This is a genomic window from Actinomadura sp. 7K534, from assembly GCF_004348575.1.
Taxonomy (GTDB): Bacteria; Actinomycetota; Actinomycetes; order Streptosporangiales; family Streptosporangiaceae; genus Spirillospora; species Spirillospora livida.
Genome location: NZ_SMKB01000061.1, coordinates 1 through 13,076 on the forward strand (window position 1 = coordinate 1; position 13,076 = coordinate 13,076).

The 13,076-nt window shown below is 71.0% G+C and carries 14 protein-coding genes, 1 pseudogene and 1 riboswitch; of the genes and pseudogenes, 7 read left to right on the forward strand and 8 right to left on the reverse strand.

Annotated features, from left to right (window positions below; translation table 11 throughout):
• Positions 1-217: 217 nt before the first annotated feature.
• Positions 218-1,231 carry an aldo/keto reductase gene (locus E1266_RS14875; RefSeq protein ID WP_132047222.1) on the forward strand — a complete coding sequence of 338 codons (1,014 nt, stop codon included), beginning with the start codon at positions 218-220 and terminating at the stop codon, positions 1,229-1,231.
• Positions 1,232-1,274: 43 nt separating this feature from the next.
• Here E1266_RS14875 and E1266_RS14880 read toward each other — a convergent pair whose 3' ends face one another.
• On the reverse strand, positions 1,275-3,431 hold the full coding sequence (locus E1266_RS14880) for an acyl-CoA dehydrogenase (protein WP_132047224.1): 2,157 nt from the start codon (positions 3,429-3,431) through the stop codon (positions 1,275-1,277).
• A 124-nt stretch (positions 3,432-3,555) separates the two neighbouring features.
• On the opposite strand from E1266_RS14880, the gene E1266_RS14885 reads away from it, so the two are divergent.
• Positions 3,556-4,347, forward strand: coding sequence for a GntR family transcriptional regulator (locus E1266_RS14885; protein ID WP_132047226.1), 792 nt, complete (start codon positions 3,556-3,558; stop codon positions 4,345-4,347).
• 13 nt (positions 4,348-4,360) lie between these two features.
• Here E1266_RS14885 and E1266_RS14890 read toward each other — a convergent pair.
• Positions 4,361-4,774, reverse strand: a pseudogene (locus E1266_RS14890) (ribosomal protein L7/L12); the annotation flags it as partial.
• A gap of 107 nt (positions 4,775-4,881) precedes the next feature.
• Complete coding sequence (locus tag E1266_RS14895; protein WP_132047230.1) at positions 4,882-5,460, reverse strand: TIGR03086 family metal-binding protein; 579 nt, start codon at positions 5,458-5,460, stop codon at positions 4,882-4,884.
• 434 nt (positions 5,461-5,894) lie between these two features.
• Between E1266_RS14895 and E1266_RS14900 the strand changes: the two genes are divergently transcribed.
• Both E1266_RS14900 and E1266_RS14905 read left to right on the forward strand, forming a co-directional pair.
• Complete coding sequence (locus tag E1266_RS14900; RefSeq protein ID WP_132047232.1) at positions 5,895-6,257, forward strand: hypothetical protein; 363 nt, start codon at positions 5,895-5,897, stop codon at positions 6,255-6,257.
• A gap of 134 nt (positions 6,258-6,391) precedes the next feature.
• Positions 6,392-6,808, forward strand: a complete 417-nt coding sequence (locus tag E1266_RS14905; protein WP_132047234.1) for a hypothetical protein — start codon at positions 6,392-6,394, stop codon at positions 6,806-6,808.
• Between the two features lie 5 nt (positions 6,809-6,813).
• Here E1266_RS14905 and E1266_RS14910 read toward each other — a convergent pair whose 3' ends face one another.
• From E1266_RS14910 to E1266_RS14920, 4 genes are all read right to left on the reverse strand, one after another.
• Complete coding sequence (locus E1266_RS14910) at positions 6,814-7,488, reverse strand: M15 family metallopeptidase (RefSeq protein WP_243718426.1); 675 nt, start codon at positions 7,486-7,488, stop codon at positions 6,814-6,816.
• 5 nt (positions 7,489-7,493) lie between these two features.
• Positions 7,494-7,670, reverse strand: a riboswitch (cyclic di-AMP (ydaO/yuaA leader).
• Positions 7,671-7,880: 210 nt separating this feature from the next.
• Entirely contained in the window at positions 7,881-8,444 is a 564-nt protein-coding gene (locus tag E1266_RS38800) for a hypothetical protein (RefSeq protein ID WP_207945653.1), read from the reverse strand.
• A 597-nt stretch (positions 8,445-9,041) separates the two neighbouring features.
• A complete protein-coding gene (locus E1266_RS38805) occupies positions 9,042-9,422 on the reverse strand; it encodes a TerD family protein (RefSeq protein ID WP_207945654.1) in 381 nt (126 codons plus the stop codon).
• A gap of 168 nt (positions 9,423-9,590) precedes the next feature.
• Positions 9,591-9,971: a tautomerase family protein gene (locus E1266_RS14920; RefSeq protein ID WP_132047238.1), complete on the reverse strand. Its 381-nt coding sequence runs from the start codon at positions 9,969-9,971 to the stop codon at positions 9,591-9,593.
• Positions 9,972-10,034: 63 nt separating this feature from the next.
• On the opposite strand from E1266_RS14920, the gene E1266_RS14925 reads away from it, so the two are divergent.
• Positions 10,035-10,514: a helix-turn-helix domain-containing protein gene (locus E1266_RS14925; protein ID WP_132047240.1), complete on the forward strand. Its 480-nt coding sequence runs from the start codon at positions 10,035-10,037 to the stop codon at positions 10,512-10,514.
• A 13-nt stretch (positions 10,515-10,527) separates the two neighbouring features.
• Here the strand turns inward: E1266_RS14925 and E1266_RS14930 are convergent, their stop codons facing one another.
• Positions 10,528-11,112 carry an HD domain-containing protein gene (locus tag E1266_RS14930; RefSeq protein ID WP_132047242.1) on the reverse strand — a complete coding sequence of 195 codons (585 nt, stop codon included), beginning with the start codon at positions 11,110-11,112 and terminating at the stop codon, positions 10,528-10,530.
• Positions 11,113-11,576: 464 nt separating this feature from the next.
• Here E1266_RS14930 and E1266_RS39405 point away from each other — a divergent pair, with 464 nt between their 5' ends.
• Positions 11,577-12,143, forward strand: a complete 567-nt coding sequence (locus tag E1266_RS39405) for a UvrB/UvrC motif-containing protein (protein ID WP_165966087.1) — start codon at positions 11,577-11,579, stop codon at positions 12,141-12,143.
• Positions 12,144-12,270: 127 nt separating this feature from the next.
• Positions 12,271-13,035 carry an enoyl-CoA hydratase-related protein gene (locus E1266_RS14940; protein ID WP_132047244.1) on the forward strand — a complete coding sequence of 255 codons (765 nt, stop codon included), beginning with the start codon at positions 12,271-12,273 and terminating at the stop codon, positions 13,033-13,035.
• Positions 13,036-13,076: the final 41 nt, after the last annotated feature.

Below are 13,076 nucleotides of genomic sequence, written 5' to 3' on the forward strand. Positions count from 1 at the left end.
CGCCGCACCGAACACGGGCCCAGCAATTCCTAGCCAATTGCCCGATTCGCGAACGCCACTCGCCGCACCCGGAATGGCAAGACTTTCCACCCCCGTGCCGAACCCCGTACCCGCCCCCGCCGCCGGCTCCGGCGGAACGAGGTCACGGCCGCGGGGTTGACCTCGAGTGGGCTCCAGCTTCTAGCGTTCGGGGCAACGTCGAAGGGAGCTCATCAGTATGGAGTACCGCAGGCTCGGGCGGACCGGTGTCAAGGTCAGCACGCAGTGTCTCGGAGCCATGATGTTCGGGACCATCGGGAACGCGGACTACGACGAGTGCGAGCGCATCGTCCACCGGGCCTTGGAAGCGGGCGTCAACTTCATCGACACCGCGGACATCTACTCGGGCGGCAGGAGCGAGGAGATCGTGGGCCGCGCGATCAAGGGGCGGCGGGACGACATCGTCCTCGCCACCAAGTTCTTCAACCCGATGGGCGAGGACCGCAACATGCGGGGCGGGTCGCGCCGCTGGATCGTCCGGGCCGTGGAGGACAGCCTCCGCAGGCTCGGAACCGACCACATCGACCTCTACCAGATGCACCGGCACGACTGGAACGTCGACCTTGAGGAGACGCTCGGCGCCCTGGACGACCTCGTCCGCCAGGGCAAGGTGCTCTACCTGGGGTCGTCGTCGTTCCCGGCCGACTGGATCGTCGAGGCGCAGTGGGCCGCCGACCGGCGGAACACCGAGCGCTTCGTGTGCGAGCAGCCGCAATACTCGATCTTCGCGCGGGCGATCGAGACGGACGTGCTGCCCGCGGCGCGGCGGCACGGCATGGGCGTCATCCCGTGGAGCCCGCTGGCCGGAGGGTGGCTGACCGGCAAGTACCGGCGCGGCGAGCAGGCACCCGCCGGCTCCCGGTTCGCCCGCGGTGACCGGCTCGGCAAGGACCCGAGCACGCCCGACCGCTTCGACGCGGTCGAGCGGCTCACGGAGATCGCCGATGGCGCCGGGCTCTCGCTGACCCACCTGGCGCTCGGGTTCGTCACCGAGCACCCGGCCGTCACCTCGGCCATCATCGGGCCGAAGACGATGGAGCAGCTGGAGGACCTGCTGGCCGCGGCCGACGTCCGCCTCGACGCCGGGGTGCTCGACGCCATCGACGAGGTCGTCCCGCCGGGTACCGACATGCCCGGCATCGACCACATGTCCGGCAACCCGTCGCTGCGGCCGGCGAACCGCCGCAGGTGACCCTCCGGGCCCCGGCGCGGGGTGGCGCCGGGGCCCGGACCCCTCAGCGGATCAGCGGGTCGCGGGGCAGGCCGAGGATGCGCTCGCCGATCTGGTTGCGGGTGATCTCGGACGTGCCGCCCGCGATGGACAGGCCGCGCGAGCCGAGCCGCAGCCGGCTCGCGGCCTGGGCGAGCGGCCCGTCGGTGAAGGCGGCCTCCGGGCCGGCGAACTCGGCGAGGAGGTCGGCCGTGGCGTGCGCGTGCTCGGCCAGGACCAGCTTGGTGATGTTGCCCTCCGGGCCGGGCTCGCCCCCGGCGACCGCGCGCTCGGCGGACCGGAGGTTGAGCAGGCGGAGCGCCTGCTCCCGGGCCGAGTGCGCGCCGACGCGCTCGGCCGCCGCCGGGACGCGGTCGCCGCGCTCGGCGTAGAGCTGGAACAGGTCGGGTCCGGGCGGTCCGCCGACGCCGCCGCCGATGCTGACGCGCTCGTTGCCGAGGGTCGCGCGGGCCACCGCCCAGCCCTGGTTCGGGGTCCCGACGACGTCGGCGTCGGGGACGAAGACGTCGGAGAAGAACACCTCGTTGAAGTCGGAGTCGCCGGTGGTCTGCCGCAGCGGCCGCACCTCGACGCCGGGGTGCTTCATGTCGACGACGACCATGGTGACGCCGGCGTGCTTGGCGGCGTCCGGGTCCGTGCGGACGGTCGCGAAGCCCCAGCGGCAGTAGTGGGCGCCGCTCGTCCAGACCTTCTGCCCGTTGACGAGCCAGCCGCCGTCCACCTTGACGGCCCTGGTCTTGACGGCCGCCGCGTCCGACCCGGCCTCCGGCTCGCTGAACAGCTGGCACCAGATCTCGTCGCCGGTCAGCGCGGGCCGCACCCAGCGGTCGATCTGGTCCTGCGTGCCGTGCTGGATCAGGGTGAGGATGACCCAGCCGGTGATGCCGTACTGGGGGCGCTTCACGCCGGCGGTGCGGAACTCGTCCTCGATGACGAGCTGCAGCCCGGCGCTCGCCTCCACGCCCCAGGGGCGCGGCCAGTGCGGCTGGACGTACCCCGTCTCGATCAGCTTGGTCCGCTGCTCGGCGGCGGGCAGCGCGGCGATCTCGCGGGCGAGCTCGCGGATCCGCGGCCGCTCCGCCTCCGCCTCGGGCGGCAGGTCGAGGTTCGCCTTCCGGGCGGCCCCGGCGGCCCGGAGCCGCGTCACGTCCCGCTCCGCGGCGTGCGGGTCGAACACCGCCTCCAGCGTCGCGGCCCGGCGCAGCAGCAGGTGCGCGTCGTGCTCCCAGGTGAAGCCGATCCCGCCGTGCACCTGGATGTTGAGGCCCGCGTTGCCGGTGAACGCGGGGATCGCGAGCGCCGCCGCGACGGCCGCGGCCAGCTCGAACTGGTCGGCCGGGCCGGACGCCGCCCGCGCCGCGTCCCACACGGCGGCCGTGCCCAGCTCGGCGGCGACGAGCATGTTCGCGCAGTGGTGCTTGACCGCCTGGAACGTCGCGATCGGCCGCCCGAACTGCTGCCGCACCTTCGCGTACTCGGTCGCGGTCTCCACGCATTCGAGCGCCCCGCCGACCGCCTCCGCGGCGGCCAGCGTCCGGGCGACGGCGGTGGCGTGCTTCCGGGCGCCCGCGAGCACCGCCTCGGCCGGGACGCCGTCGAGGCGGACGCGCGCCGACCGGCGGGACGGGTCGAGGTTGCCGGGGACCTCGACGGTGACGCCCGCCGCGTCCGCCCGCACCACGACCATGTCGTCCCCGGCGGCGAGGACGAGCAGTTCCGCGAGCCCGCCGCCGAGCACGACCCCGGCGTCCCCGGAGGCGGCGCCGTCGCGCAGGCTCACCGAGCCGTCCACGCCGAGCGCCGCCAGGGTCTCCCCGGACGCCAGGCCAGGCAGCAGCCGCGCCCGCAGGTCCTCGTCACCGGACGCGGCGATCACCGCGGACGCCGCCATCGTGGGCAGCGCCGGGCCGGGCGCGGCGGCCCGCCCGAGCTCCTCGGCGACCACGACCAGCTCCTGGAGGCCCGCCCCGCCGCCGCCGTGCTCCTCGGGGAGGTGCAGGCCGAGCAGCCCGAGCCCGGCGAACTCCGCCCAGAAGCCGGGCGGCTCCTCCTTGTCCGCCTCCAGCAGCGCCCGGTTCGCCGCCCGCGCGTCCTGGTCGCGCAGGAACGAGCGCGCCGTCCGCGCCAGCTCCCGGTGTTCCTCGGTGATGGCGATCGCCATGGCCCCTCCAAGGGTCGTTCCGCTCCCGGCGCCCCTGACGGCCGCCCGGCGCTCCAGCAAATCAGTAGATTGATTCCGTTGTTATTCTGGACCGGTCGACCTCCCCACGTGAAGGAGCGGTCCCATGCGACGGGAACCGGCCGCGCACCGCGACCGGGCGCCGGAGCCCGTCCGGATCCCGCGCCCCGCCGGACGCGGCGCCCGCACCTCCGAGCTCGTGGCCTCGTCCATCCGGTCGCAGATCGCCCGCGGTGAACTGCGGCCGGGCGACCGGTTCCCCACCGAGGACGAGCTCATGGAGGTCTTCGGCATCGCCCGCAGCACGCTCCGCGAGGCGCTGCGGATCCTGGAGTCCGAAGGACTGGTGACCGTGCTGCGCGGCCGGAACGGCGGGCCGCGCGTGACGCGTCCGACGGTCGAGCACATCTCCCGGATGTTCGCGCTGCTGCTGCAGATCGAGGGCGTCCCGATGAACGACCTCTACGCGTCCCGGGCGGCGATCGAGCCGTGGCTGGCCCGGATGTTCGCCGAGACCCACACGCCCGAGGCGCTCGCCGACTTCCGCGCCGCGGTCGACGCCGCCGCGGACGCCGCGCACATCGCGGACGGCACCGCGTTCGGCGAGGCGGCGGCGCTGGTGCACGAGAAGCTGTTCGAGCACGCCGGGAACGCCTCGATGGCCCTGTTCGCGCGGCTGCTGAGCGAGGTCGTCTCGGCGTTCTACCGCCGGTCGGGGCAGGTCACCGGCATCACCGGGCGCAGGCGCGCCGTCCGGTCGTACCGGAGGTTCTCCGAGCTGGTCGAGGCGCGCGACGCCGACGCCGCCGAGGCCCACTGGCGGCTCCACATGTCGCACACCGCCAAGGCGTTCCTCGAACAGCCCGTCGAGCTGTTCCCCGCCCCGGACCGCTTCTAGCTTCCAGCGGTTCCTAGCGGATCGCCTCGACGAAGCGGATCGCCTCGTCGCGTCGCATGCCCGTCTCGGCGCACACCAGCGCGATCGCCGACTCGTGGTCGCCGGCCTGCTTGAACGCCCGGACCCGGTCCGACAGCACGCCCACCGGCGCGATGGTCAGGCGTCCGTCCTGGAGGGCCTTGACGTAGTCCTTCGCCGCCCTGGAGTCCAGGCCGAGCTCCCTGCGGATCAGCTTGACCGCGTCCTTGGGGCTGCCCTGGGCGATCAGCGCCTGCGCCTTGCCCTGGGCCTCGGGCGGGACGACCCTGGCGAACGCCTCGCCCTTCAGGCTGTCCACGTACTCCTTGGCCTCCTTGAGCCCGAGCCCCGTGACCTCCCGGACGAGCTTGATGGCGGGAATGTACTGACCCTTGCCGATCATGGTGAGGACCCGTTCGCGACCCTCGGGAAGCAGGTACGGGACGGAGGATTTCACTGGTTCTCTCCCTCGGTGCGGCCGGCACCCGATTCTTCCATCCGCGGGCGGCCGCATCCTCAGCGCCGCGGGCGGCGCCCGAGCCTGGCGACCAGCCGGTCCCCCGCGGAGGCGCCCGGCCCCGCGTCGACGGGGTCGGCGAACAGCGGAGGGCGCGACTCGGGCAGCACGAACGGGCAGACATGGAGGAGCTCCTCCGCCAGGTCGGGCGGAACGGGCCGCCGCTCCCCCGACGCCTGCGCGATGTCCCACCCGTGCACCGCCACCTCGACCGCCCCCGCCGCGGCCATCAGCTCCCCGTCCATCCGGCGGTCACCGATCTCCACCTGCCCCAGCGCCCCGGACGCGCGCAGCAGCCGGATCGCGCTCACCCGCACGGCCGACACCGGATGCTCCTCCCGGCCGGGCTGGACGGAGGTCAGCGCGACCCGCCCCGGCGAGATGCCCTCTTGCAGCGCGGAGAGGGAGTCCCGGAGGTGCAGCAGCAGCATCTCGAGGTCCCAGGAAGCGCAGGGAGTCCGCCGCTGCAGCATCTCCGGCGTGACCGCCTGGACCGACGTCAGCGCGAAGCCGATCGCCCGCTCCAGCAACCACCGGCCCCGCAGGGCCGGATACGGCTCGTGCGTCCGCTCGCGCATCGGCGATCCAATCCTGGTGATGTGCCTCTCGCATGTGGACCGCCCCCGCGACGAAAAGTCATCGCACCGCCGCCATCCAGGACACCGCGGCACGAAGCGCACCTAACTAACGATTGAAAATTCACAAATCGGTCTTATTACTTTCGAATGAGTGGCTCCGTCGTGAGATGCCCAGCTAATCGCCACATGGCTGATCATTTCCGGCTAAGATCCCCAATCGGATGCGATCGGCCGATCATCCCGACCGCGCCCACCCCAGCCTGCGCGATGTCGCCAGGCCACCCCGCACACAAGGTGGTACCAGTGTTGATGCTCGTCGACGCCATAACCGTCATCTCGGCCATTCCGTACATTTTTATGTGGTAACCGGCCGGGGCGGGACCGACTTGGGACGAACACTGCACAAGGGCTGCCGGTCGTGATGCACTGAACGAATGACAGATCCCATGACCGTGGCGGTCGCCACCGCCATGGCCGGCAAAGCCGTCGAGGTCGCGGGCGAACCCGTCCGTGCGGCCGTCGCCGAGATGTGCCGGCGGGTGCGCGAGCGGTTCCGCGGACGTCCGTCCGACGAGGCGGCCCTGGCCAGGGTCGCCGAGGACCCCGACGCCGTCGAAGGGGCCGTCCGGCGCCTCCTGGACGAGGATCCCGGCTTCCGCGCGGAACTGGAGGCCCTCTGGAACCAGGCCCAGACGAAGGCGTCCGCCAACGACGAGGGTGTCGTCAACGTCTTCAACGGCCGGGCCGACAAGGTCGTCCAGCTCCGCGACGTCCAGGGCGACCTGAACATCAACTAGGCGCCGCGGCCGACGCTCCCGAGCGAGTTCCGGTTCACTCGAACCTCGGGAGGCCCGTCCCCGTATGACCGGCCGTGGGAGAGCAGCCGGGACGCCGGCTCTTGGTCGGCGGAGAAGCGTGAGGGCGCGCGTCAATGACCGGTGACGCGGCCCGCCCCGCCGATCCCTGGGCGCCGTTCCTGGCCGCGCTCGAAACCCAGTGCGGGACGTGCGGCGGCACGGGCAGCGTCGTCCGCGAGCAGTGGCGGACGTGGTACCGGCAGGCCGACGAGCTGGTCCGGGTCGCACAGGCGGCGCGCAGGGCGGCGGACATGACCCCCGAGAATGCGCCGCACCAGGACTTCTCCTACGGCTCGGTCCGGCTGGGCCCGGCCGAGCCCTCGATCGTCGCCGCCATCGACCGCGCGATCGACGACCACATGAGGGCCCGGCCGGAGGGCCCGGAGGAGGCCGCCTGCGAGACGTGCCGCGGCTCCGGGATGGTCCTCACCCCCACCGGCCGGCGCCTCGCCGAGATCCTGGCCCGCCACGGCTTCTTCCGCGACAGGTGACGCCGTTACGCCTGGCCGACGTCGAACTCCCAATGCCACGGTTCGTACGGGCTGCTGTAGGCCCACCTGGGGTGCATCCAGCCGTACTTCTTGGAATTGTCCTCCAGCCACTTGAACTGGGGTGAGGACTCGCGCTGGACGCCGTCGCACAGGTCGACCGCGATCCCGATCCCGTGCTTGCTGTTGCCGGGACGCGCGGCCATCCCCGCCGGCATGCGCTGGTAGAGCTGCTTCTGCTTGTTGTAGCCGCGGTAGGAGCTCCGCACGCACATTTCCTTGCCGAAGCGATCGTGGTACGCGGCGTTGAGCTTGTAGAAGGCCACCGCGGCGTCCGCGCGCAGGTACTCCCCGTCCTGGGGCAGCTTGCAGAGCTGGTCGACCGGGATCCGCCCGTTGGCGTACCGGGCCGTGCTCTTCGAGGGGTCGCAGTCATCCGGCGCCTTGCGCGGCGGCCCCTCGTCCCGCTTCGCCGACGGCGTGTCGTCCCGCTTCGTCGCCGACCTGTCGACGCGCTCCGCGACGGCCCTCGTTGACGGAGGCTCCTTGGAGTCCGCGGAACCGCCGTCCGCCGAACCCCCGTCCAGCGGCGCCACGGCCACGGCGCCCGCGAAGACACCGGCGAGGACGACGCTCAGCACGGGAGCGGGCTCGATTTTCTTCTTACGGTGCCGACCGATCACGGCAGTTGCTCCTTCCATGCCGCCTACCGGGTTAGCTGACGGATTCGGGCATGGAAGTCGCCCTACGACCCTCGTCGCACGTGGCGTGGAGGCGTCGATTCACCCCTGCGAGGCGGGCATGGACCCGCACATCGCGCTGGTTCCCCGGCTCCGCGCACACGCGGACTCGGCGCAGCCGCCCGCCCGGCCGACACACGACCCAGACGGAACGGACACGATCAGATGGTTACGGCACCTGGCAGGCGCCGATTTCGGACTGACCGTACCAAAGCTTCAAGCAGGTGCAAACACCCCGCAAACCTGACCCCACCTGCCCAAACGCCCGCACGCCCCTGACCCCCGGGCATGCAGGCTCCCCGAGGACTCGATCAAACAGCCGCCGCGGTATCGAGCTATAGGACCTGAAGAACGTCCTGATGGAAGCGGTCCATCGCGTTGTCGATGCTGCGCACGAAGCCGGTCTCCTCCGTGCCCCGCTTGGTGCCCATGCCGGACGGGAGGGTCAGCCGGAAGGTGGTGATCTGCTTCCCGCCGCCGGGGACGAGGATGCCGGGTTCGCTGGTCAGGTTCGCCAGGAGCTCGCACGGGCCGGTCTTGTGGCCGGGCGTCAAGGCTTCAATGCGGAGCTCGGGCGGAGCCTCGTGCAGCTGCCGCAACAGCCATTGGACGCGGGTGAGGGCACGCGCGCGGTCCGCGGCGGGGATCTCGACGGTGGTCTCGATCTGGCCGGTGCGCAGATCGGCTTCGAGGAGGACCGGCCCACCGGCCGTGGGCATGCGGATCTCGGCGCTCATCCGCCCGGTCTCGACCAGGGACGTGACGGTCTGCAGGCGGCGCACCGACGCGTCCCCGTCCCGCCGCCTGCGGAGCACGGGAGCGACACCCGTGCCGGTCCTGCCGCTCAGGCGCAGGCACAACTGCCGGATCAGCTTCTCCCAGCTCTCGGCCACCTGCATGGCGCGCCGGTCGCCCAGGCGCAGCGTCCCGGCGGTGCTCGCTGCCGAGGGCGAGGTCGTTCGACAGGGTGATCACGGCCTCGTAGCCGTTCCGGGCCGCGACCTCGAGGTAAGCCTGCACCTGCTCCGGTTTGAGGGGGTTGCCGCCGGTCTTGGTCTCGATCAGCGCCGTCCAGATCCTGCCCGCCCTCGCCACCCGCAGCACGCCGTCCGGCCGCACCTTGCCGTCCCCGTGCTTGAAGTCTCGCCTCGGCGAACGTCTGGACCATCCCGGCCGGAGCGTTGAAACGGGCGGTCAGCCGGCGACCGAACTCGGGAACCTGCGCCATCACCGACAGCAGCGTGGCGGTGGCGCGGACCTCGCGCTCCTGGTCATTGCGCAGGCCGGTCACCGAGAACAGGCGTGCGTGCCGCCACGAGGAATGCTCGGCCAGATCGACCTTCGCCGCCTTGGGGAGGGTGGTCTTCTTCTTGGCCGTCCGAACCCGCTTCGGCCGCTCGTCCTTGACCGGCGTAGCGGCAACCGGTTCGGGCTGGTCGGTGTCGGACGTAGGGCCCTCCGAGGACGGCGCCTCGCCCGGCTCGTCCTCGTCGCCGTCATCGACGTTGATCTTGAAGTCGGTGGCCAGCCCCGCGAGCCCGGATTCGTACCCCGAAGGTCGCCCCCCTGTAGCGGCTGGCGGCGACGACCGGGCGTTCCACCCCGGGACGCAACGCCGTCAGGTCGACGAGGATGCGGTCCTCACTGCCCGTGGCGGTGGGCGCCTTGCCCAGGAGCCGGACGGACTCGTCGGCCGTCGCGGGCTGGTTGTAGAAGACGAAGTCCGCGTCACTGCCGACCTTGCCGTCGGCGTCGACCAGGAGCACCGAGACATCGGCCTCACCTTCACCGGAAGGATCGATCCAGCTCAGCGCGACGGTCAACGGCCCCGTCGCCGCGATCAGGCCGGACAGGTCGATGTTGGCGCCCTTGGACATCTGCTGCACTGGCCGGCTCCTCGTTCCGCGGCGGTCACATGTGCGCGGCGGAAGCCATGATCGCCGCAGGCCGCCGGGCACGCAGAGCGATCATCTGAATGCGCGCTGCCAGCGTACGTTCGGATCTCCGGCTCTTCACGGGAGGGGCCACACCCGGCCAGCCGTGGGCTACTCGGCGCGGGCGCCGCCGACGAACGTGCGCTCCCGCGGGGACGCCACGAGTTCGACCATGGTGCCGGCGCGGAACTCCTCGCCGAGCACATCGGTGATCGCGTCGGTGAGGCCGGCGCCGAGGCGGGCGGTGATCTCGTCGGCGTCGGGACGGTCGAAGGCGCCGGCGCGGACGCCCATCGTCAGCGAGGCGCCGGTGTCCACGCTCTCGCCGCCCTGCACGAAGCGGCCCGCGGGCACTCCGGCCAGGCGGATGCCCACCAGGTCACGGGCCCATTCACCGTAGACTCCGATGATCGCTTCGGTCAGCGCGGTGACGAGCTCGGATTCCTTGCCCGACAGCCTGTTCTCCGGAAGGTGCACGGTCAGATGCGGCATGGCGAGCCTCGTTCCCTTTGACCTTAAAAGCTTTGCACTCAAAGGTACTTGGAGGGGCCGCCGATGTCCACCGCCCCGGACGGTCCGGCCGTCGACGAGGCCGTCCGCACCCTGCTGCTGCTGATGCCCCGGCTGGTCGGCCGCGCCAAGCGCCTGCCCGTCCCCCAAGCGCTCCAGGGCTTCGACCTGGCCCCCCGCCACCTGGCACTACTGGCGCACCTGGAGTACGACGGCCCCGCCAGCGTCAACGAACTCGCCGCGCGGCTGGAGGTCGCCCCGACGACCGTGAGCCTCATGGTGAGCGAGCTGTCCCGGCGCGGCGTCCTGGAGCGCACCACCGACCCCGCCGACCGGCGCCGCCGCATCATCGCCATCGCCCCCGCCTACACCGCACCGATCGGCGAATGGCTCTCCGGCAACGCCTCCGCGTGGGAACGCGTCATGCGCGACCTGTCCCCCGCCGACCGCGCAACGGTGATCACCGCCCTACGCGCCTACGAGACCGCCCTGGAACAGGGCGCCGACCGAACCGGCGAGCGCTGACAACGACCACCGGCTAGGGACCCTCATCGCCGTTCAACACTCGCGTGAACCAATCGAGGGAACCGCCCTTCTGCACCTCCGCGGCCAAACGCTTGGCGGACGCGGTCTGGAGTTGGGCGAGTGAACTGTCGATCCAGGGCTGGGTGTTCCGGTTGCCGTGCTCCCGGTACTCGACGGCCTGAATGAGGCACTCGAGCTTGTCCGCGTCGCGGGCGCACATCGCCTCGGCGCCGACCTTCCCTTCGTACTCCGCGACGACACCCGTGATCATCGCCGTGACCACGTCCGGCAGACCGCGCGTCTGGTGCTCGGTGACCTCCTCGTTGGACGCCTTTTTCACATACGCCCTGGCCAGATAAGGGAGGTCGGTGAGGCGCGTCTCCTGACTGTCGTGGAAAAGGCTCAGCAGCGCGGCACGCTCGGGATCGGCCCCCTCCATCGCGGCCAGGACGCTCGCAATGATCGCCGCACGGAACGAATGGTCGGCAATGCTCTCGGGGCCCTGCACACCCGCCACGAACCACCCGGTGCGCTTGTATCGCTTGAGAAGCCCGATCTCATACAGGAACCCCGCCAGCCGTTCAGTCTCACTCGCCATACTCACCCTTTCTCAACAATCCGCCACACCCGGTCCCACCGCTCTGCGGGACGACCCGCACACCCGCACCACGACGCCGAATCCAATCCCCACCGCCGGGCACGTCCGAACGTCAACCGTCCCACGGCCTGCGACGCAGCTGCGCTCCACCCACCCAAGCCCCCCGTACCCTGATCGGCCGCACCGGCCGGCCGACAGCGAGAATTCCCCCGTAAGCGGAAGCCTCTGGAAACCACTTTGGGCTAGCGAGATAGTGCCGGCATGAGCGACAAGGACATCAGTCCCTACACGCCCGCCGCTCTCCACGTGGTCGAGTACGCGCCAACACATGCCGCCGCGCTAGGCCACGACGCCGCCGATACGGGGCATCTGTTGCTCGCTCTGGTCTCCGGCGACAGGACCGGTATGCCGGGGCGATTCTGCGTGAACTGCGCATTCAGCCCGCGGTCATTCAGCATGCGGTCGTGCAGCGGCTGGGGCTCGGCCGGCGGACCGCTGGAAAGGCCGTCCCGCTCTCGGAGGCGGCGTACAGGGCATTGAACCTCGCCCTCCGGGAAAAACCCGTTGCGGGCCCCTCCAGAATCGGCACTGATCACCTACTGCTCGGCCTGCTGGCGGAGGGCGGCCTCGCTGCCGAGGTGCTCGCGGCTCACGGCGTCACCGTCGACCGCGTCCGAGCCGCGCGCGAGCGGGTCAGGCCCCTCACGTGCTACGGATGTGCTGAACGCGCCGGAGGTCGAAGACCCCTTGGCGCCCCCGTGCCCGTGCTCCCCGACGAGTTGGCCCTGGTCACGGAACGGGTCACCGCGTTACGGCGCGCCAAGGAGGACGCCGTCGATGCCCAGGATTTCGTGCGTGCAGCCGAGATAAGGGACGCGGAGAAGGCCATTGTGCGCGACAGTTTGGCAGAACTCGACGAGCAAACGGCCAAGGCCCACCTCACCCTCGCGCTCGATATGATCCCGCGACTGCAGGCAAGAGTGGACAGCCTTCTCGACCTCCTCCACCACCAACACGGAACCACCGTCTAACGTGGCCCACTGCCCCTGACCAAGCCGCAGACCAGGCCAAGATGCTACGCAGCCCGTCCGCGAACCACTCAGGCACGAACTGCGCCAGCGGATCCATAACTTAACGGAGAGGAACTGACCGGCCGTTATGCCGCAAGACGTCATATATGAGGCCGACGGCCATGTCGGCGTCATCAAACTGAACCGCCCCGAGGTCCACAACGCGCTGCGCCGCCAGACCTACGAGGAACTGACCGAGCTGATCCTCTCCACGACCGCCCGCGCCCTGGTGGTCACCGGAGCCGGGCGCTCCTTCTGCTCCGGGGACGACGTCCGCGAGCTGATGGGCGGCGGCGAGGCAACACCGTCCCGCCCGGAGCCCAAGATCACCCCGGCGGCGGGGGCGCTGCTGAAGACGGACGTCCCGGTCATCGCGGCGGTGAACGGCCCCGCAGTGGGGTGGGGCATGGAACTGGCACTGATGGCCGACCTCCGGGTGGCGGCACGGCGAGCGCGCTTCGGTGAGCTGTTCGTCAAGCGCGGGCTGTGCAGCGACGTGGCCGGGATCGCCCGGCTGGCCCAGCTGGTCGGCCGCGAACACGCCGCGGAACTGCTGTTCACAGGCGAGATCATCGACGCCGACCGAGCCGAGCGAATCGGTCTTGTGGGCCGAGTAGTGGACGACGACCGCGTCCTGGAAACAGCAGTTGAACTGGCCGGCCGAATCGCCGCCAACCCGCCACTAGCCGTAGCCGCACTCAAACGCGGTTTGCGCCGCGCCCTAGACCCTGACTGGGACGAACTGGGCGCCTGGGTCACCACCACACTCGGCGACCTGTTCGCCACCGAAGACCACCGCGAAGGCGTACGTTCCTTCCTGGAAAAGCGCGACCCCCGCTACCTCGGCTACTAGCCAAAAGGAAGACGTTAACGCCAAGCTTAGGGACGCACCCC